General features: G+C 74.2%; 15 protein-coding genes. 6 read left to right on the top strand and 9 right to left on the bottom strand.

Annotated elements, in window-relative coordinates:
- Positions 1–11: 11 nt before the first annotated feature.
- The gene (locus ACN265_RS29250; RefSeq protein ID WP_421410711.1) at positions 12–2,138 is read right to left on the bottom strand and encodes a PhoX family protein; all 2,127 of its coding nucleotides are present in this window, start codon (positions 2,136–2,138) and stop codon (positions 12–14) included.
- Positions 2,139–2,356: 218 nt separating this feature from the next.
- Here ACN265_RS29250 and ACN265_RS29245 point away from each other — a divergent pair, with 218 nt between their 5' ends.
- Positions 2,357–2,872, top strand: a complete 516-nt coding sequence (locus ACN265_RS29245; protein WP_307826223.1) for a sigma-70 family RNA polymerase sigma factor — start codon at positions 2,357–2,359, stop codon at positions 2,870–2,872.
- Positions 2,869–3,570, top strand: coding sequence for an anti-sigma factor family protein (locus ACN265_RS29240; RefSeq protein ID WP_204925781.1), 702 nt, complete (start codon positions 2,869–2,871; stop codon positions 3,568–3,570). The genes ACN265_RS29245 and ACN265_RS29240 overlap by 4 nt, the downstream gene beginning before the upstream one ends.
- A gap of 30 nt (positions 3,571–3,600) precedes the next feature.
- Here ACN265_RS29240 and rarD read toward each other — a convergent pair whose 3' ends face one another.
- The 4 genes from rarD to eccE form a co-directional block, all read right to left on the bottom strand.
- Positions 3,601–4,524: an EamA family transporter RarD gene (gene rarD, locus ACN265_RS29235; protein ID WP_420118251.1), complete on the bottom strand. Its 924-nt coding sequence runs from the start codon at positions 4,522–4,524 to the stop codon at positions 3,601–3,603.
- Between the two features lie 52 nt (positions 4,525–4,576).
- Positions 4,577–5,011 (bottom strand): GNAT family N-acetyltransferase, encoded by a 435-nt coding sequence (locus ACN265_RS29230; RefSeq protein WP_421410710.1) that lies wholly within the window; start codon positions 5,009–5,011, stop codon positions 4,577–4,579.
- Positions 5,012–5,128: 117 nt separating this feature from the next.
- Positions 5,129–5,515: a phage holin family protein gene (locus tag ACN265_RS29225; RefSeq protein ID WP_204925784.1), complete on the bottom strand. Its 387-nt coding sequence runs from the start codon at positions 5,513–5,515 to the stop codon at positions 5,129–5,131.
- A 55-nt stretch (positions 5,516–5,570) separates the two neighbouring features.
- Complete coding sequence (eccE, locus tag ACN265_RS29220; RefSeq protein WP_421410709.1) at positions 5,571–7,352, bottom strand: type VII secretion protein EccE; 1,782 nt, start codon at positions 7,350–7,352, stop codon at positions 5,571–5,573.
- 309 nt (positions 7,353–7,661) lie between these two features.
- Between eccE and ACN265_RS29215 the strand changes: the two genes are divergently transcribed.
- Both ACN265_RS29215 and ACN265_RS29210 read left to right on the top strand, forming a co-directional pair.
- Entirely contained in the window at positions 7,662–7,982 is a 321-nt protein-coding gene (locus tag ACN265_RS29215) for a WXG100 family type VII secretion target (protein WP_204925786.1), read from the top strand.
- A 26-nt stretch (positions 7,983–8,008) separates the two neighbouring features.
- On the top strand, positions 8,009–8,302 hold the full coding sequence (locus ACN265_RS29210) for a WXG100 family type VII secretion target (protein ID WP_088646135.1): 294 nt from the start codon (positions 8,009–8,011) through the stop codon (positions 8,300–8,302).
- 151 nt (positions 8,303–8,453) lie between these two features.
- On the opposite strand, the gene mycP is transcribed toward ACN265_RS29210, so the two are convergent.
- Complete coding sequence (mycP, locus tag ACN265_RS29205) at positions 8,454–9,674, bottom strand: type VII secretion-associated serine protease mycosin (protein WP_421410708.1); 1,221 nt, start codon at positions 9,672–9,674, stop codon at positions 8,454–8,456.
- A gap of 153 nt (positions 9,675–9,827) precedes the next feature.
- Here mycP and ACN265_RS29200 point away from each other — a divergent pair, with 153 nt between their 5' ends.
- Together ACN265_RS29200 and ACN265_RS29195 are read left to right on the top strand one after the other, a co-directional pair.
- Complete coding sequence (locus ACN265_RS29200; protein ID WP_421410707.1) at positions 9,828–13,202, top strand: SseB family protein; 3,375 nt, start codon at positions 9,828–9,830, stop codon at positions 13,200–13,202.
- Positions 13,199–13,564 carry a hypothetical protein gene (locus tag ACN265_RS29195; RefSeq protein WP_204925788.1) on the top strand — a complete coding sequence of 122 codons (366 nt, stop codon included), beginning with the start codon at positions 13,199–13,201 and terminating at the stop codon, positions 13,562–13,564. Before ACN265_RS29200 ends, ACN265_RS29195 begins: the two co-directional genes overlap by 4 nt.
- 85 nt (positions 13,565–13,649) lie before the next feature.
- Here the strand turns inward: ACN265_RS29195 and ACN265_RS29190 are convergent, their stop codons facing one another.
- The 3 genes from ACN265_RS29190 to ACN265_RS29180 form a co-directional block, all read right to left on the bottom strand.
- Positions 13,650–14,582: an alpha/beta fold hydrolase gene (locus ACN265_RS29190; RefSeq protein ID WP_357925487.1), complete on the bottom strand. Its 933-nt coding sequence runs from the start codon at positions 14,580–14,582 to the stop codon at positions 13,650–13,652.
- 97 nt (positions 14,583–14,679) lie between these two features.
- A complete protein-coding gene (locus tag ACN265_RS29185) occupies positions 14,680–15,087 on the bottom strand; it encodes a hypothetical protein (protein WP_421410706.1) in 408 nt (135 codons plus the stop codon).
- A 160-nt stretch (positions 15,088–15,247) separates the two neighbouring features.
- A complete protein-coding gene (locus ACN265_RS29180; RefSeq protein ID WP_204925973.1) occupies positions 15,248–17,638 on the bottom strand; it encodes an immune inhibitor A domain-containing protein in 2,391 nt (796 codons plus the stop codon).
- Positions 17,639–17,684: the final 46 nt, after the last annotated feature.

Raw genomic sequence — 17,684 nt, 5'->3', positions numbered from 1 at the left:
GGACGGGCGCGTCAGCTGCCGATCGGGCCGCCGTCGAGCCGCCAGGTGACCACCACGCCCGGCTTGGCGTAGTCGCCGTCCGGCCAGGTCGACGCCGGCTTCTCCACCGACGCGCCGGTGATCTCACCGGGGTGCTGCACGGCGACGAACACCGACCGGTTGTCGCCGGTGATGAACGGCCCGCAGGTCTCCGCACCCAGCGGCACGGTCAGGAACTGCTTCAGGTGCCCCCGTTCCGGCCCCTCGACGGCGGTGGCGAACAGGCCGTCGTTGCTGCCCAACGCGTTGCCGTCGGTGGAGATCCAGAGGTTGCCGGTGGCGTCGAAGGCGACGTTGTCCGGGCAGGAGATCGGCGAGACCTTCGTCTTGTCGTACCCGGCGAAGTAGGTCGACGGGTCGGCCGGGTCACCGGCGACGATCGGCAGCGACCAGGTGAAGGACTCGGCTGTGTTGTCGCCCCGGTCCTCGACCAGCTCCAGGATCTGCCCGTGCTTGTTGAGGTTGCGCGGGTTGATCTCGTCGGCCGCCGGCTTGCCGGCCTTGCCCCGGTCGGTGTTGTTGGTCAGCGCCACGTACACCTTGCCGGTGAGCAGGCTCGGCTCGACGTCCTCCGGCCGGTCCATCTTCGTCGCGCCGACCTTGTCCCCGGCGAGCCGGGTGAAGGTGAGCACGTCGGCGGCGGTCATCCCGTCGACGTATGAGCGGTTGCCGCTGACCAGCCTGATCCACCGGCCGGTGCCGTTGAACGCGCCGTCGGCGGGCAGCTTGCCCGAGCCGTCGATCTCGGCGGCGCTGGTCTGGGTGAACTGCGCCACGTAGAGGGTGCCCGACTCCAGCAGGGTCAGGTTGTTCTTGCGGGCCACCCAGGAGTCACCGGGCATGAACTTCTTGTCGGAGACGAACTTGTAGAGGTAGTCGAAGCGCTCGTCGTCGCCCATGTACGCGACCACCCGCTTGTCGCGGGCCACGATGACGTTGGCGCCCTCGTGCTTGAACCGGCCCAGCGCGGTGTGCTTGCGCGGGCGGCTCTCCGGGTCGAACGGGTCGATCTCGACGATCCACCCGAACCGGTGCGCCTCGTTGGGGTGCTTCGCCAGGTCGAACCGCTCGTCGGCCCGCTCCCACTTACGGCTGCCGCTGGGGTAGCGGGCGGCGGTGGTGATGCCGTACCTGTCGAACTTCGGCTTCAGCTCGGCGGGCGCGGCGTCGGCGCCGACGAAGTACTGGTTGAAGTTCTCCTCGCCGGAGAGCACCGTCCCCCACGGGGTGACCCCACCGGCGCAGTTGTTCAGGGTGCCGACGACCGTGCGGCCCTTCGGGTCGGCGGCGGTACGCAGCCACGCCGAGCAGGCGGCCGGGCCGGTCAGCTCGAACTTCGTGGCCAACGCGGTGACCCGCCGGTTGTACGGCCGCCGGCCCTGACCCACCGGCCGCCACTGCCCGGTGCCGTCGACCCGCTCCAGTTCCACCACGGACATGCCGTGCGCGGCCATCGCGGTGCGCAGCTGCTCGACGGTGAGGTTGTCCAGGCCGGTGAAGCCGGGGAACATCAGGTCCTCGTTGGTGTACTCGTGGTTGACCACGAGCAGCGCCCGCCTGCCCCGCCGGTCCAGCGGCAGCACCCCGACGAAGTCGTTGTTGTAGCCGAACTGCTTGGCCTGGGCGGCGGCGGTCTGCCCGTGCAGGTCGAACCGGGGCGCACCGGGCAGCACCGGGTCACCCCAGCGGATGACCACGCTGTGGTCGTACCCGTTGGGGACGACCAGGGTGTCGAGCTGGTTCGGCGGGATCGGCTTGAAGGTCAGCGCGCCGTTGCCGACGCCGCGCTGCGGCGCGGTCGGGTCGGCCACCTCCGGCAGCACCGGGGTGGCCGGCGCGGCAGCGGCGGGGGCGGCCCCGGCCAACGCGCCGGCGGCGGCACCGCCGAAGCCGAGCACCAGCGCGCCCACCGCGCCCGCCCGGACCACGCCCCGCCGGGTCACCTCCCCCTCGACCAGGTCGCCGAAGTAGGTGTTGTCGGAGGTGTTGGGTACCGGGTGGTCGCAGGCGTTGCCGCAGCGGTACAGGCAGGTCATCGCATCGCGGCTGCCGTGCCGGGTGGTACCGAGCAGCGGGAGCAGCCGGGGACGGTCGCTCATGGAAGAAAGCCTCCTGGAAGCAGGTCGGTGGCACGCCGTTGTCACCTGCGCGACGTGCGTACCGGCCGGACGCTGCCAGGACGGGGTGAGCGGCCACCGGACTCGGTGTGAACCGGATGTGAACAGCAGTCACCGCTGAACCGTTCGGGGTCACGGCGCGTAATAACCGGCGGACACGTTTTCGCCGGACCTGTCGGGCGGGAAGCGAGGGGATCACCATCAGCGACCACGACGCCCAACTGCTGCGCGCCCTGCACGACGAGCACGCCGAGGCGCTCTACGCGCACGCGCTGCGACTGGTCAACGGGGACCGCACCCGCGCCGAGGACCTGGTGCAGGAGACCCTGCTGCGGGCCTGGCGGCACCCCGAGTCGCTGGACCCGCGCCGCGGATCGGTCCGCGCATGGCTCTTCACGACCGCCCGTAACCTGGCGATCGACGCCTGGCGGCGGCGGTCGACCCGGGTCGGCGAGGTGTTCACCGACGACCTGCCCGAGCCGCCCGAGACGGTGGACGAAGCGGAGCGCGCGGTGGAGGCCTGGACCATCGCCGAGGCGCTGAACCGGCTCAGCCCCACCCACCGGGAGGTGCTGGTCGAGTGCTTCTACCAGGGCCGTTCGGTGGCCGAGGCGGCGGCCCGGCTGGGGGTGCCACCGGGGACGGTCAAGTCCCGCACCCACTACGCACTGCGTTCACTACGGTTGGCCCTGGCCGAGATGGGGGTGACCGGATGACCCGCTGCGAGTTCGCACACGACGACGGCGCGTACGTGCTGGGTGCGCTCGCCCCCGCCGACCGGGCCGCCTACGAGCGGCACCTGGCCGGGTGCGCGGCGTGCCGGGACGCGGTGGCCGAGATCGCCGTGCTGCCGGGCCTGCTGGGCCGGCTCGACCCGACCACGCTGGAGGAGTTCCTTCCGCCACCGCCCGAGGTCAGCCGGGTGCCCGACCTGATCGCCACCGCCCGGGACCGTCGCCGCCGGGAGCGGACCCGCAGCCGCCGACGGTACGCGCTGACCGCCCTCGTCGCCGCCGGGTTCGCCCTGGTGCTGGGCGTCGCCGGGGCGTCCGCCCTGCGTCCGGCCCCGACGACCGCGCCGACCGCCCAGGCGGTACGGATGGTGTCGATGGCGCCGGTGGCGGCCAAGACCCCGGCGGTGCACGCCGAGATCGGGCTGAGCGGCACCAAGTGGGGCACCGAGGTCACCATGCACTGCGGGTACGACGCGACGGCCGGCTACGGCAAGGCGTACACGTTCCGGTTGGTGGCCCGGGGGCCGGACGACGCGACGGAGCAGATCGCCTCCTGGCTGGCCGCCCCCGGCGACGACGTGAACCTGCGCGGGGCGACCCGGTTCACCGACGCCGAACTGGTCCGCCTCGAACTGCTACGCGCCGACGGGACGCTGGTGCTCAGCTACGACGTCCGCTGATCCCCGCAGGCCGCGCGGCGGTCCGGTGGTTCAGTGGGCGGCGGCGGGCAGCGGATCGGCGGCGCGGGCGGCGGCCCGGGTGCGTCGGCCGTTGCGCAGCGCGTCCAGGCTGAAGATCACCAGGGCCAGCCAGACCAGGGTGAAACCGGCCAGCCGGGCCGGCGGCATCGGCTCGTGGAAGATCAGCACGCCGCAGCCGAGCTGGAGGACCGGGGCCACGTACTGGAGCATGCCGAGCGCGGTCAGCGGCAGCCGGTTGGCCGCGCCCGCGAACAGCAGCAGCGGGACGGCCGTCACCGCCCCGGCCGCCACCAGCAGCGCGGTGTGCCCGGCCGAGACCTCGCCGAACGTCGACCCGCCGCGGCTCGCCAACCAGCCCAGGTAGGCCAGGGCGGGCAGCGCCAGCACCGCCGACTCGACGAACAGCCCCTCCGCCGCCGGCAGCCCGAGCCGCTTCTTGGCCAGCCCGTAGCCGGCGAAGCTGGCCGCCAGAATCAACGCCAGGTAGGGCAGCCGGCCGTAGTCGACGGTGAGCACCGCGACCGCCGCCGCTCCCACCCCGAGCGCCACCCACTGTGCCGGGCGTAGCCGCTCCCGCAGCACCAGCACCCCGAGCAGCACCGACACCAGCGGGTTGATGAAGTAGCCGAGGGCGGTCTCCACCACCCGGGCGGAGTTCACCCCGTAGATGTAGGTGCCCCAGTTCACCGCGATCAGCGCCGCCGCGACGACGATCCCGGCCAGCGTCCGGGGGCGGCGGGCCAGCGACCGTAGGAAGCCGACGTTGCGCAGGGCGGCGAGCAGCAGCGCGACGAACACCACCGACCAGATGATCCGGTGGGCGAGGATCTCCATCGGCCCGGCCGGCCGGAGCAGCTTCAGGTAGATCGGGATGAAACCCCAGAGCAGGTATGCGCCGAAGCCGTAGAGGTAGCCGAGCCGTAGCGGAGTCACGATCCCACCGTAAGGGGTACGGCCGGAGCAGGCTCCTTTCCGGTGAGCGGGGTCACCGCTCGCCCACCCACTCCATCCACTGCGCCGCCGAGGCCGGGGTGAAGCCCAGCTTCGCGTACACCCCGTGGGCGTCGGCGGTCGACAGCGCGATCCGGCGTACGCCGTACCCGGCGAGATGGTCGCGGATCGAGCCGGCCAGCCAGCTGCCCACGCCACGACCCCGCACCTGCGGGGCGACGTAGAGGTCGCAGAGCCAGCCGAAGGTGGCCCGGTCGGTGACCACCCGGGCGATCGCGACCTGCCCGCCGTCCTGCGGTCGGTAGACGCCGTACGGGGTCGAGCCGGCGAGGGCCCGCTCCGTCGTCTCCCGGCTGCGCCCCAGCGCCCAGTAGGCGTCGGTGGAGAGCCAGTGGTGCACCAGCTCCCGGTCGATGCGCTCCGGGTCGGTGTCGAGCTGCCAGCCGTCGGGGTGGGTCAACGAGAACACCCCGCCACGCTAACCCCACCCGGTGGCCGTCCCGCCAGCCAATTCCCGTCCGGTGGCCGTCCCGGCGGGGCGAGTCGGCCGGCCACCGCCCCGCTGGAGCGGCGGCCGGCCACCGGGTCAGTCGCGGTCGAGGATCGCCCCGAGGATCCAGGTCACGATGCCGACCAGGAGCGCGCCCAGCACCGCCTCGGGCCAGAACCCGTCCACGTGGAACGGCAGGTCCGCCTGCTCGGCGATCCAGCTGGTGAGCAGGAACAGCAGCCCGTTGACGACCAGGGCGATCAACCCGAGGGTGAGCAGGTAGAAGCCGCAGCCGACGGTCTTGATGATCGGCTGGAGCACCGCGTTCACCACGCCGAAGATCACCGAGACCAGCACCAGGGTGACGATCGCCTCGCCGGCCGAGCCGGTGTCGAGCGTGATGCCGGGGATGAGCAGCGTCGCCAGCCAGAAAGCCACCACCGTGGAGCCCAGCCGGATCAGAAGGCCCTTCAGAAAATCCATGGCCGGGATCGTGTCACGTGCCGTCCAGCCAGGGAACCCACGGTGACCCGTGCGGTCAGCGCCGGCCGGGGCGACCGACCAGTTGCGACTCGATCGGGGTGGGCGAGAGCAGCGCCCAGCGCAGCGCCCGCCGGTTGACCACCGCGACCATGTCGTCCCGGATGCGGGTCAACCACTCCGCCGCACCGCCCAGCCCCAGCGCGGTGCCCGCCAGGGCGGCCTCCGGCGGGTCGAGGGGTTGCAGCACCGCCAGGTCGGCCCGGCCGAGGGTGTCGACGTCCGCCGGGGTCAACCCGTCCCGGACCACCAGGGTGGACACCCACCCCGCCCCGGGCGGCGGTTCGCCGGCAGCCGTACCCGCGTCGGCCACCACCAGCAGCGGACGCAGCGGGGAACCGGTGACGCCGACCGCCCGCCCGCTGGGGACCACCACCACCCCGCCCTGCTGCCCGCCGACCCCGCGTACGAACGGCTCCCAGGCGCGTGGCCGACCGGTCTGCACCAGCACCCCGGCTCCCAGCGCCAACGCCCGCAGCACCAGCAACTGGGCCGCCGCCAGCCCGCCGACCAGCACCAGCCTGGTGCCCTCGGCGCGGAACAGCCGGACCGTCACCGCGCCGCCCTGCCGGTTGGCCCCCACCATCAGTCCCGCCCCGCCGAGGGTCAGCTCCGGCGGCTCGACCCCGGGCGTGGCCACCCCGGGCACCGCCAACGGCAACGTGGCGGCCAGGCCGGGCAACTGCGCTCCGTCGAGTCGACGCAGCTCACCACCGGCGTCGGCGACGAGCCGGGACAACCCCTCGGCGGCGTGTTCCAGCGCGACCGGCGTGGTGGCGGCCAGCCGTACCGTCAGGCACGTCGCCGGTGCGGCGTCGCCGACGCGCGGACCGGCCCCGAGCGCGACGGTGGTGGCGGTCGCCGGCAGGGCCAGCAGCCGGGACACCAACCGGCGACCCGGATCGACCCGGGCGTCCGGCCAGCGGACCAACCGGAAGGTGGCCTGGTGCTGGTCGCCGGTGCACAGCCTCGACCAGTTCTCGCGCACCGGCCGGTCGGGGTCGTGGTGGGCGAGTTCGGCCAGCACCCGCAGCGCGGCGTGCCCGCCCAGCGGACGGGCCGGCAGCGGCCCCACCCGGCGGACGATCCGACGCACCGTGCCGGCCAGCGCCCGGCGCAGGTCCGCGTCGGACCAGCCGGGTGCCCGCAGCACCCGGACGGCGAGCAGGGCCCGCTCCTGACCCGGCACCCGCCCCTCGGTCAACTGCCGGTACGACGTGCCGGCCGCGCCACCGGCCGCCGCCGGGGCCGGCACGGCGTGCAGCACCACCTGCACCCGCACCGGCGGCTGCTCCGGCCCGGCCGGCGGCAGCAGCGTGCCGGGCGCCGGCAGCGGGTGGGACCGGTCGCCGAGCAGGTCGCCCGGGTCGCCCAGGTCGAGCAGGACGGCCAGCCCGGTGGCGTCGTCGACCACCCCCGCCGGCCCGTCGGCCAACTCCACGCCGGCCAGCGCGGCGTCGGGAAGCAGCAGGCCCAGGAGTGCTTCCGGGGCGGCGCCGGCGGGCAGGGCGTGCCGTCGGGTGAGGAACCCGGCGGCGGTGCCCCACCAGTCGAACAGCCACCGCCCGCGCCAGCGCCCCCAGCCGAGACCGGCCAGGACCACCGCACCGACCGCGGCGAGCACCGCCGGCACCGGCCCGCGACCGTACGCGGCCACCGGTAACGCGAGCGCGACCTGCGTGGCGACGACCTGACCGGGGTGTACGGCGGTGCCGGTGCGGGGCCGGGGCGGGCCCTCGGTGGCCCGCCGGAGCGGTCGGTCGGTCGTGCTCGCCGTCACCGCATCTCCTCCGTGTGCCCACCCGCCACCGGCCGTGGGGTGCCCCGCCGGGAATCTGCGGCCGAGACCGGAACGCGACGGGAGTGTGACCCATCGTAGTGGCCTGCCCGGCCCGGTGGGGTCCTGCCGTCCGGCGTCGGAGCGGGTTGTCCACAGGGGAGATGGGCGGGGTAGCACAACGGCGACGGTGCGACTACCGTCAGCGACTGATCTGCCGACCAGGTCCGTTCGGTCCCATGCCGACGGACGGCGCGTCCGTGGTGGACGGCCGGCGGTCGGCCCCGACCGGGGAGACGAGGTGACGTCCGGGTGTCCCAGACCCAGGCAGAAGCGGCGGTGATGCACCACACCGCCACCAGGTTCGAGCAGGTGGACCAGTCGTTGCAGGCCATGCTGACCGGCCTGATGGCCGAGCTGGAGGTGTTGCAGCAGGCCTGGCGGGGTGCCGGTGGGCGCTCGTTCGAGCAGGTCAAACAGCAGTGGGGGCGGGACCAGGCCGCGCTGCAACGGGCGCTGCGGGAGACCGCGGCGGCCATCCGGACCGCCGGCCGCCAGTACGACGCCTCGGACACCGAGGCCGCCGGCCGGGTCGCCGGCACCAGTCGCGGCGGCATCCAACTGCCGCTCTAACCAGATCCCCGGGGAGGAACGATCCGATGGACCACGGTGTGCTGGTCGTCAACTTCGCCGCGCTGCACCAGGCGGGCGCGGACATCCAGAAGGCACTGAACACCCTCGACGCGCAGCTCGGCCAGCTCGAACGGGACGCCGCCCCGCTGGTCGCCGGCTGGGACGGCGAAGCCCGCCGGGCGTACGAGCAGCGGCAGGCGCGGTGGCGCTCCGCGTCGCAGGATCTCCAGGCGATGCTGCGGGACATCAAACTCGCCGTGGACGACTCCGCCGCCGACTACCTCGACACGGAGAAGCGCAACACCGGCCTCTTCCAGTGAGCGGGCCGCCCGGCGGATCTCCGGGGCTCCGGCGGCTCCGGCGGCCCTGGCGGCTCCGGCGGCTCCGGCGGCTCCGGCGGCTCCGCGAGGGTGACGCTGCCGGCGGTTCCCCGGTGGTGACGCCCGGCCGGCCGACGGTCGGGCGTCACCGTCAGGCCGGGCCGGCCGGGCGCCAGCGGCGGCGGACGCCCCGGGGAAGCACCACGGCCAGCAGCACCGCCACCAGCACCGTCCCGCCGACGGCCGCGGCGACCAGCAACGCCCGCTGCCGGGCCGCCGCGCGCCGGTGCCCCTGCGCCAGCGACGCCGGGTCGGCGTGCGGCACCGGCAGGACCGTCGTCGGGCGGGTGACCGGCCGGGGAGCACCACCGGTCTCCACCACCGCCCGGTACGGGTTGAGTACGCCGGCACCGTAGCCGCCCTCCCGGCCGCCCGGTGCCGGATCGGTGGTGCTTACGATCCGGCGGGTCACCTCGGCGGCGCTCAGGTCCGGCCGGTACTGCCGCAGCAGGGCGGCGGTGCCCGCCACGAACGGGGCGGCGTAACTGGTGCCCTCGGCCCGCCGGTGACCCTGCCCCGGCGCGGCCATCAGCACGTCGCCGCCCGGCGCGACCAGGTCGACGTACGGGCCGATCTGGGAGAACGAGGCGCGTACACCGTCCGGGGTGACCGCGCCGACGCCGAGCACCCCGTCGTACGCCGCCGGATAGGGCAGCGGGTCCCCGCCGTCGTGCAGGTTTCCGGCGGCGGCCACCACCACCACGTCCCGCCGCAGCGCGTAGTCGATCGCCTCGCGGACGGCCGGATTATCGGCGTACAGGACGACGGAGAGGTTGAGCACGTCGGCGTCGTGGTCCACCGCCCACCGCACCGCCTGGGCGAAACCGGCGGCGCTGACCGTACGCCCCGACTCCCGCCCCTCGACGACCTGCTGTTCGCTCACCCGTACCGGCAGGATGCGGGCGTCGGGTGCGAGCCCCCGGAAAGCCACCCCGGAGCCCTCCCGGGCGGCGATGATGCTGGCCACCCCGGTGCCGTGACCGGCGCAGTCCCGGGTGCCGTCACCGCCCGGGTCGAGGAAGTCCGCGCCGTCGAGGACCCGCCCCCGCAGTTGGGGGTGCCGCCGGTCGACGCCCGAGTCGACCACCGCCACGGTGACGCCGGCACCGGTGGCCAGCGGGGTGAGCCGCTGTGGGGCGTACCGTCGCTGGGGCCACGGGGCGGCGGCGACCGGACGGGCCGGCGCGGGCGACGTGGCGCAGGCGGGGGCGGCGCGGGCCGGGGTGACCGACGCCACGACGGCCGCCGGTGGCACGGCGAGCAGGGCCGCTGCCAGGGTGACGAACGGTCGTCGGCTGCCGGATCGGGACATCGACCGCCTCCGTATCGTGTCGACTCCGCAACGGGATGTTAGCGCCCGGTCCGCTACCAGGCCGCCCGGCCGGTGACCGACTTATCGTGATCTTGTTTTCACCTTGTAGGTTGTACGCGACGCCTGTGGCCTGATCCGGGAGGAGAGGTGGCCGTGACCGACTGGGAGCCGGCTACCGAGGCCGAGACGGCGATGCGGGACGCGCTGCACGCCGGTGACCAGGAGTTCTACTTCCGGATTCTGGCCGGTTCGGAGCTTTTCCTCCCGGTCTCCGGTCAGGCCCTCGCCGGTGCGACGCCGATGGGCTGGGGCACCTGGACCACCGGCGGTCGCACCCACGTGCTGGCCTTCACCTCGGCCGCCGCGATGCACGCCTGTCTCGGATCCCCCGCCGGCCCCTACCGGCGCAGCCGCTACGCCGATCTGGCCGCCGAGTGGCCCAACCACGAGTGGTGGCTGGCGGTGAACCCCGGGCTGCCGATCGAGGGCTACCTGCCCGCCTGGTTCGTCTCGCAGCTCTCCCGGGGTGACGTCCGGCTGCCCGGCCGCGCCCCGGGCGCGCGTCCCCGGGGGGAGGCCGACCAGACGCCGGTGCGGACCACGCCCGGCGGGCCGGCCGACGTCGAGCCGACCGCCGACCTCTCCGCCGGCTGGGGCCAGCCCCGGCCGGCGTCGTCCGCCGCCGCGCCACCCGCCGGGGGTGGTATCCGCCCGGCGACGGGCGCGTCGCTGACCGACGAGCGGGGGCGTCCGGTCACCCCGCCCGGTGGTGGCCCGCCCGGTGGTGGCCCGCGCACCACCACCGCCGGTCCGCCGGAGCAGGGCCGACCCGCCTTCCCCGATCCCCCCGCCGTGCCGGGGACGACCAATGCCGGCTGGCCGGCGGTTCCCCGCCGCCGGTTGCTGGGCGAGGAGTCCGCCGGCCCGGCCAACGGGCGCACCTCGTTCTTCGAGCCGTCCAGCGCCCGTGGTGCCACCCGGTCGCCACGGGACAATCCGCTGCGCTCGGGTGAGCGGGCGGCCCCACCGACCCGGCCCGGGATGGGCGGTCAACCCTTCCCCCGACGTCGCCCCGCACCCACCCAACCAGGCGAGGACGAAGCCGCCCGCGCGTTCCGGGTGACCGATCCGCCGGCCCGGCCCGGTCCCGGCAACGGGATGCCCCCGGCCGGCCGCTCCCCGGACCCGCTGGCCGAAGAGCCGACCCGGGCCTTCCGGGTGGACCCGTCCGGTGGCGAGCCCACCCGGGCCTTCCACATCGGCCCGGCGGCGCAGGAGGAGGCGACCCGCGCCTTCCGTACGCCACCACCGGCGGCGGAGGCCACCCAGACGTTGCCCCGCCGGCAGCCCACCCCGGACGGGCCCTCCTCCGGGGTGCGCCAGCCCCACCCACCGGTCGACCCGTTCGCCGCCCCGGCTGCCGGTCCGGCCAGACCGACCGGTCCGACTGCTCCGACCGGCCCGGCCACTCCGGCCGGGCCCGCCCGGGGCGAGGCGGAGGAGCTGTCGTCCTCCGTCGCCGAGCCGGTCTCCGCGCCGCCGGTGTCCCGCCGGGGGTTCATGCCCATCGTGATAGAGGGTGTGATCCTGGAGTCCCGCGACCTCCCGGTCGCCCCCGCGCCGGCCCCGTCCGCCGCCCAGGGCCCGCCCGTGCCGCCGGTCGTCCCCCGGCCGGCCGCCGCGCCGTTCGTGCCCCCCGCTGCTCCCGCGCCGCCGCAGGTACCGACGTCGGCACCCGTGCCCGCAGCGCCCCCGGCCGGGGGCCCGGGGGTCGAGGACAACACGGTCAACCTGAACGGGACGGGCGGGCCGTCGAGCGCTCCCGGCCGCCCGGCCGCACCCGGGCCGGTTTCCCCGCCGTCGTCCGCTGCTCCCCCGTCGCCCGCCGGCCCGCCGCCGGGCGACCGGTCCCGCCCTGCTCCGGGTGACCTGTGGACCCCGTCCGCCGAGCGGGCCGCCGCGAAGGCCCGAGCGGAGGTGGCGGCGGCTCCACCGGACGTGGCAGCCCCGCCGGTGGCGGCGACCCCGCCGGTCAGCGCTCCAACCGTCCTTCCGCCCGCACCGGCACCGCCCACATCAGCACCGGCACCGTCCGCACCGGCGGCACCGGTCACCGGGCCGGCTGCGGGGGCGCAGGCGTGGACCGCTCCGACAGCCGACGCCGTACCGGCGGGCAGCGCTCCCGCCGGGAGCCCGGCGGCCGGGCCCGTCGCCCCCACCCCGACGGGGGACGCCGCAGGTGCCGTCACCAACGGTGCGCCGGCCCGGCCTGCCGCCGGAGCCGCCCCGACGGTCGCCGCGCCGCAAGCGGACGGTGTCGACCCGCGTTCCACCCCGGTCGACCTGTGGACCCCCGCCGCCGAACGGGCCGCGCAGACCTCCCCGGCGGCACCGACCACCGCCGCGCCGACCTCCCCGACCGTGCCACCCTCCCCGGTCGCGTCGACCGCCCCGGCGGAACCGGCACCGGGTCCGGCCGCCGAGCCGGCCCCGACCGGCAGCACGCCGCCCGGTACCCCGTCGACGTCCGCCGGTGCGGACACCCCGACGACCGCCGACGAGCCGTTCCTGCCGGCCAACGAGGTCGAGGAGAACCTGTTGGACGCGGTCGGCGCGGGCAGCACCGACGGTTTCCTCTCCACCCTGCTGCTGGCTCGGGTGCTGCTTCCGGTAAACCCCGATTCGGCGGTCGGCAGCCGCCCCGGCGAGCCCGGTTTCCAGTGGCGTACCGGGACCACCGACGGGGAGACGTACGTGGTGGTCTACACCTCGCCGGAGCGGCTGGCCGAGCACGACGTGCCGCCGGTCGAGACGATCGAGGTGCGCTTCGTGCAGCTGATCCGGCGGTGGCCGGACCCGAGCTGGGCGTTCGCCGTCAATCCGGGCACCCCGGTCGGGGCCAAGCTCCCCGGTGAGCAGATCGTGGCCCTGGCCAGCTGGGCGGCCGAGGTCGGGCTCGGTGACGAGGCGGACGTGGAGCCGGTGGCCGCCGCCGAGGCACCCGCCGAACGCACCCGGTACGCCCCGCCGGTCACCGACCCGTCCCGTCCGGTGGTGATGCAGAAGGCGGTCGCCCCGAGCCAACTCGCCTACTACCTGGAACGCGGCTACGACCGGGTCTCCGGGTTCGTGCACCGGGCGGGCGAGCTGGCCCACCTGACCACCCCGGCGGAACTGCACGACGCCCTGGGGCTGGGCTACCCCGACTCTCCCTTCGCCCGCGACGCCGAGGCCACGTACGTGCTGCGCTGGCCCGCGTACCGGCCGAGTCTCTACCGCATCCCGTACGGCGGGCAGAACGAGGCGGCGATGCGGGCGATGGAAGGCTGGGTGATCGAGCGTGCGCCGTTCCGGGGCAACGGGTTCGCGCCCGGGGAGAGCAGCGACGTGGTGGCCGAGTTCAAGGTGGACAGCGCCCGGTTGCCGCACGGTGCGCAGCTCTGGCGGATCGGCACGGAGGGCACCGAACGGGTGATCGCCATCCTGGACACCGACGCGCTGGTCTGGCGACGGGTGGGCGAGCCGTGACGCGGGACGGTTACGTGGCCCGCTGGCAGGGGCGGGAGTACCAGGTCAGCCCGGACGGCGAGCACGTGCGGATCTACCAGCCGGAACCCGCCGACGGCTTCGAGGAGGTACGCCCCGGCCGGTACGTGCGGGTGGTGCCGGCCGGCGAGGTCGAGGGCCTGGCGTACGTGCGGACCACCTGCACCTGGCAGGGGCAGCCGTTCATCGTGCTCGGCGAGCACGACGGGTGGCTGCGGGTCGAGTACACGGGCGGTCGCTGGCCGGTGGCGCAGGCGATGGGGCTGGAGGTCTTCGACTTCGGCGTCTACCAGGGCTGGGCACCGGCCACCGAGGTCGCCGATCTGCGCGAACAGCGCGTCTGACCGCCGACCCGGCACCGGGCTCCGGAGGCCCGGCCCCGGCACGACCGGGACCGTCGGCAGGGGACCGTTGACCGGGCCGGTCGGGTCAGGACTTGGTCCAGCGCAGGATCTCGCCGAGCACCACGTCGCCGGCCTCCACGTGGGGAAAGTGGCCCACCCCGTCGAGCAGCCGCCACTCGTAGGGGGCGCTGACGTACCGGCCGGAGCCCTGCGCGGTGCGCGGCAGGGACGCGACGTCGGCCGCCCCGTGCAGCTGGAGGGTGGGGGTGACCAGGGGTTTCTGCATCAGCCGGACGAACCGGTAGCCGTGCAGCCGCAGCACCGAGCGGAAGGCCCACCGGTAGCCCTCCAGCGCGCAGAAGGCGGCCTGCGGGATGAGCATCGCCTCCCGGCAGCGCTGCGCGTACCCGGCGAAGTCGGGGCCGGCCACCCAGCGGGGGCCGCCCCAACGGCTCAGCATCTGCTGCACCTCGGCGGCGTCGTTGCGGGTGAGCACGTGCTCGTACCGGGGGAGCTGGAACTTCAGCGCCGGGGTGGAGGCGGCGAACTGGCCGCGCGGGTCGGCGAAGATGGCCGCGCGCAACCGCAGCGGATGGGGCGCGCCGAGCACCACCAGCCGGCGGACCAGGGTGGGGTGGAAGGAGGCGGCTGTCCAGCCGATCAGCCCGCCCGAGCCGGCGCCGACCACGGTGGCCGACCGCTCCCCGAGGGCGCGGATCAGGCCGGCGACGTCGGCGGCGAGGGTGTAACCGTCGTACCCCCGGGGTGGTTTGTCGCTGGCGCCGTAACCGCGCAGGTCCACCGCGACGGCCCGGAAGCCGGCGTCGGCGATGGCGGGGAGCATCGTGTGCCAGGCCCACCAGTGTTCGGGGAAGCCGTGCAGGAAGAGCACCATCGGCCCGGTGCCCGCCTCGACGACGTGGAACCGGCTGCCGTTCGCGCCGACGAACCGGTGCGTCCACGGCCCCTCGGTGAGGACGCAGGACTCGTCGGTGGGCCCGCCACGCTGCTCGGTCATGGGCACAGCCTAGGACCTCGGCGCCTGTCGATCGCCCCGCCGACCCGGCCGGGTGCTCGTACCCGGGTTGGACCGGAGTCCGGCGCGCTGAGCGGACTCAGCGGACGACGCTGATCCGGACGACGCCGACCGGGGTGCCGGGGCCGCAGGCGGCCGGTGGTGCGGCCGGGTCGACGGTGACCACGACGGTGCTGCCGGCGGCGACGGTGCCCAGGCCGGGGCCGTGCAGCGCGTACTCGTGGCCGTCGTCGGTGACCAGGCCGTAGCACGGGCCGTCGCCGCCCCGGGTGATCCGGCCGGCGAGCCGGTCCGGCCGGCGTCGGTCGGTGGGGTGCCGTGGGGGTGCGGCGGGCCGGCGCGGGGCGGGCGGCGGGGCGGCGGAGAGCGGTGCCGGCCGGCCGGCGGGCGGGGCTGCTGCGCCGGCGGGCGGGGCCGGCGGTCGGATGCCGGCCGGCGGGTCGGTGGTCGGGGTCCGGTGGTCGGCGGGGGTCCGGTCGTCGGTCACGGTCGCCTCCGTTCCCGGCGCACCCGCCACGGGTACGCGCAGAGCCAGCCTGCCACGGCAACGCTGTAGCGGCATCCGGTCGGGGCCCCGGAGGGGCCGATGCCCGGGCAGGAGTCCTGCCCGGGCATCGGGTACAGCGGGTGGTGCGCTGATCAGCGGATCAGGAGAAGCGGACCTTCAGCGAGGTGCCGTTCTGCTCCACAACCTTGATCTTGGTGCCGGTGGCCGGGAGCTTGACGCCGTGGTTCGGCAGCTCCGGGTACCAGTACTGCTTGGTGTCGTCGAACAGCGGCTGCGCGGCCTGGCCGCGGACGTACTGCGGCACGCTGTTGATGTGCAGCGTGAACGAGTCCGCCTTCTTCAGGCTGAACGGCGCGTCGTACACCTGGACGCGGGCCCGCCACGGGGCGCCGGTCAGGTTGTACAGCGGCTCCGGGTGCGCGTCGATGATCATGTTCCGACCCTCGCCCGGGTGGTCGAAGGTGTCGTTGTCGGCCCACCGGAGGTTCCAGTAGGAGATCAGCAGACCCTCCTGGTACGCGTAGTGGTCCACGTAGTCCGGGCGGCTGTTCGCGTAACCGAAGTAGTACGGGCCGGTCTTGAGGTACTGGTCGTACGACACGTACGACCGGTTGCCGGCGATGTAGTAGTTGTCGAACTTGCGGATGTAGGTCTCGGCGACCACGCTGAACCCGTTCAGGGTCCAACCGGCGGCACCGGCCTCCGCACCGTCGGTGAGCACGGTCTGCCCGTCGGCGGTGATGGTGATCGCGTCACCGTAGAAGCCGCCCTCGGAGACGCCACCGTCGGTCTGGTAGCGCAGCCGGAACTGCACCACCTTGCCGGCGGCCGCGTTCATCGGGATGTTGACGTCGACCCACTGGCCGTTGCTGGAGCCGTCCAGGGCGAAGCGCCCGGGGGAGATCTCCTTGAGGGCCTTGCCGTTGGCGGTACCCGGCAGGGTGGCCCAGGTCTGGCCGCCGTCGGTGCTGGCCTCGAAGAAGAGGTAGTCGTAGTCCGCCTCGATCGAGTAACGACCCTTCATGGTGAGCGCGGCGCTGGTCTTCCCGGTGAGGTCGATCGTCCGCGTCATCGTGGTGTTCAGGTCGTCGTCGTTGCCGGAGAAGAACTGCTTCGTCCCCTCGAACGGCTTGCCGTTCTGGAAGCTGTACTCCCGCTGCGGCAGCACGACCACGGCACCCTGCGCCTTGTCGGAGTTGTACTCCTGCGGGCCCAGGTTGAGGGTCTTCTGCTGGCCGGCCACCACGACCTCGTAGTCGAGCCAGCCGAGCTGGAGCTTGTTCCACGCGCCGAGGTCGCCGCCCCGGTCGCCGATGCCCTGGTCGTTCTTGGCACCGAGCCGGCTCTGGGCCATCAGGGTCCAGTGCTCGTTGTTGTTGTCACCGCTGTTGATGACGTTGTAGTCGTCCGGCAGACCGAGGTCGTGACCGTACTCGTGGTAGAAGACGCTCCGGCCGCCGTTTTCCGGCTGGATCGTGTAGTCGCCGATCCAGACGCCGGTGTTGCCGATCTGGGTGCCGCCGGCCGGGAAGTTCGCCGGGCCGGTGTTGCCCTGGTCGCTGGCGAAGGCGTACCACCGGTGGCTCCAGATGGCGTCCTCACCCTGGATCGGGTCGCCGTCGGCCTGGTCGCCGCCGGAGTGGACGATCTGGAAGTGGTCGATGTAGCCGTCCGGCTCGTTGAAGTTGCCGTCGCCGTCGAAGTCGTACCGGTCCCACTCGTCCATCGACTTGACGTCGGCGGCGATCTGGGCGTCGGTGCGGCCGGCGGCCTTCTGGTCGGCAACCCACTGGTTGGCGGCGTCCCGGACCAGGGCCCAGGTGTTGTTGCAGACGTTCGAGGCGCAGGGGTAGCCGTTGGAACGGCCGTACCGGGCCTCGTTGTACTTCACCTTGACCCAGTCGGTGACCTCGCCCTCGACGCTGTAGCGACCCGAGGACTGGGCCTCGTAGTACTGCTTCAGCGACTCGTCACCCTGCCCGGTGCCGAAGTACAGCTTCCGGAAGTGGTCGGCGTTGTAGTCGGCCTGCCAGACGGTGGAGTTGTCCACCGCCCGGTTGGGGGCCGGGATCTCGTTGTGCAGCGGCCCGTCGAACCGGGTCGGGCCGGGGACGGCCGGGGCCGTGTCCTGGTCCGGGTAGCTCGGGTGCCGCTCGTTGCCGAACTCCGCGAGGATGACGAAGATCTTGTCGGTCCGCTCGCGGCCGAGCTCGACGTACTGGTCCTGCGTCTGGGCGACGCCCGAGGCCGTCGTCCGGGCGTTCTTGCCCGCAGCCTGGGTCTTGCCGACCTTGACGACCGTGCTGCCGTTGATCTTCTGCGCCTTGGCCTTGCCGGAGAGGACCTCGCTGAGGCCCTCCTGACGCAGCGCCCGCCGCTTGGTTTCGAGCGGGTTGGGCAGATCGTGGTCCGCGTTAGCGGGCTCCGCGACCGACGGGGCCGCCGACGGGAGCTTCGGCGTCGGCGCGGCGCTGGCGGACGTACCCGTCACCAGACCTGTCGCCGTCAGCGAGAGCCCGAGCAGACCCACTGCGACTTTGCGCACGTGGTACCTCCGGTGTGAGGGAACCGGCCCA

The sequence above is a fragment of the Micromonospora sp. WMMD730 genome, assembly GCF_049178955.1.
Lineage (GTDB): Bacteria > Actinomycetota > Actinomycetes > Mycobacteriales > Micromonosporaceae > Micromonospora > Micromonospora wenchangensis.
The sequence above is the reverse complement of the archived record's forward strand: the minus strand, read 5'-3'. Positions and strand labels throughout refer to the sequence as shown.

Excerpts from the sequence above, each read along its gene's own strand:
- ACN265_RS29250 (WP_421410711.1), bottom strand. The coding sequence starts at position 2,138 with ATGAGCGACCGTCCCCGGCTGCTCCCGCTGCTCGGTACCACCCGGCAC.
- ACN265_RS29240 (WP_204925781.1), top strand. The coding sequence starts at position 2,869 with ATGACCCGCTGCGAGTTCGCACACGACGACGGCGCGTACGTGCTGGGT.
- ACN265_RS29225 (WP_204925784.1), bottom strand. The coding sequence starts at position 5,515 with ATGGATTTTCTGAAGGGCCTTCTGATCCGGCTGGGCTCCACGGTGGTG.
- ACN265_RS29210 (WP_088646135.1), top strand. The coding sequence starts at position 8,009 with ATGGACCACGGTGTGCTGGTCGTCAACTTCGCCGCGCTGCACCAGGCG.
- mycP (WP_421410708.1), bottom strand. The coding sequence starts at position 9,674 with ATGTCCCGATCCGGCAGCCGACGACCGTTCGTCACCCTGGCAGCGGCC.
- ACN265_RS29190 (WP_357925487.1), bottom strand. The coding sequence starts at position 14,582 with ATGACCGAGCAGCGTGGCGGGCCCACCGACGAGTCCTGCGTCCTCACC.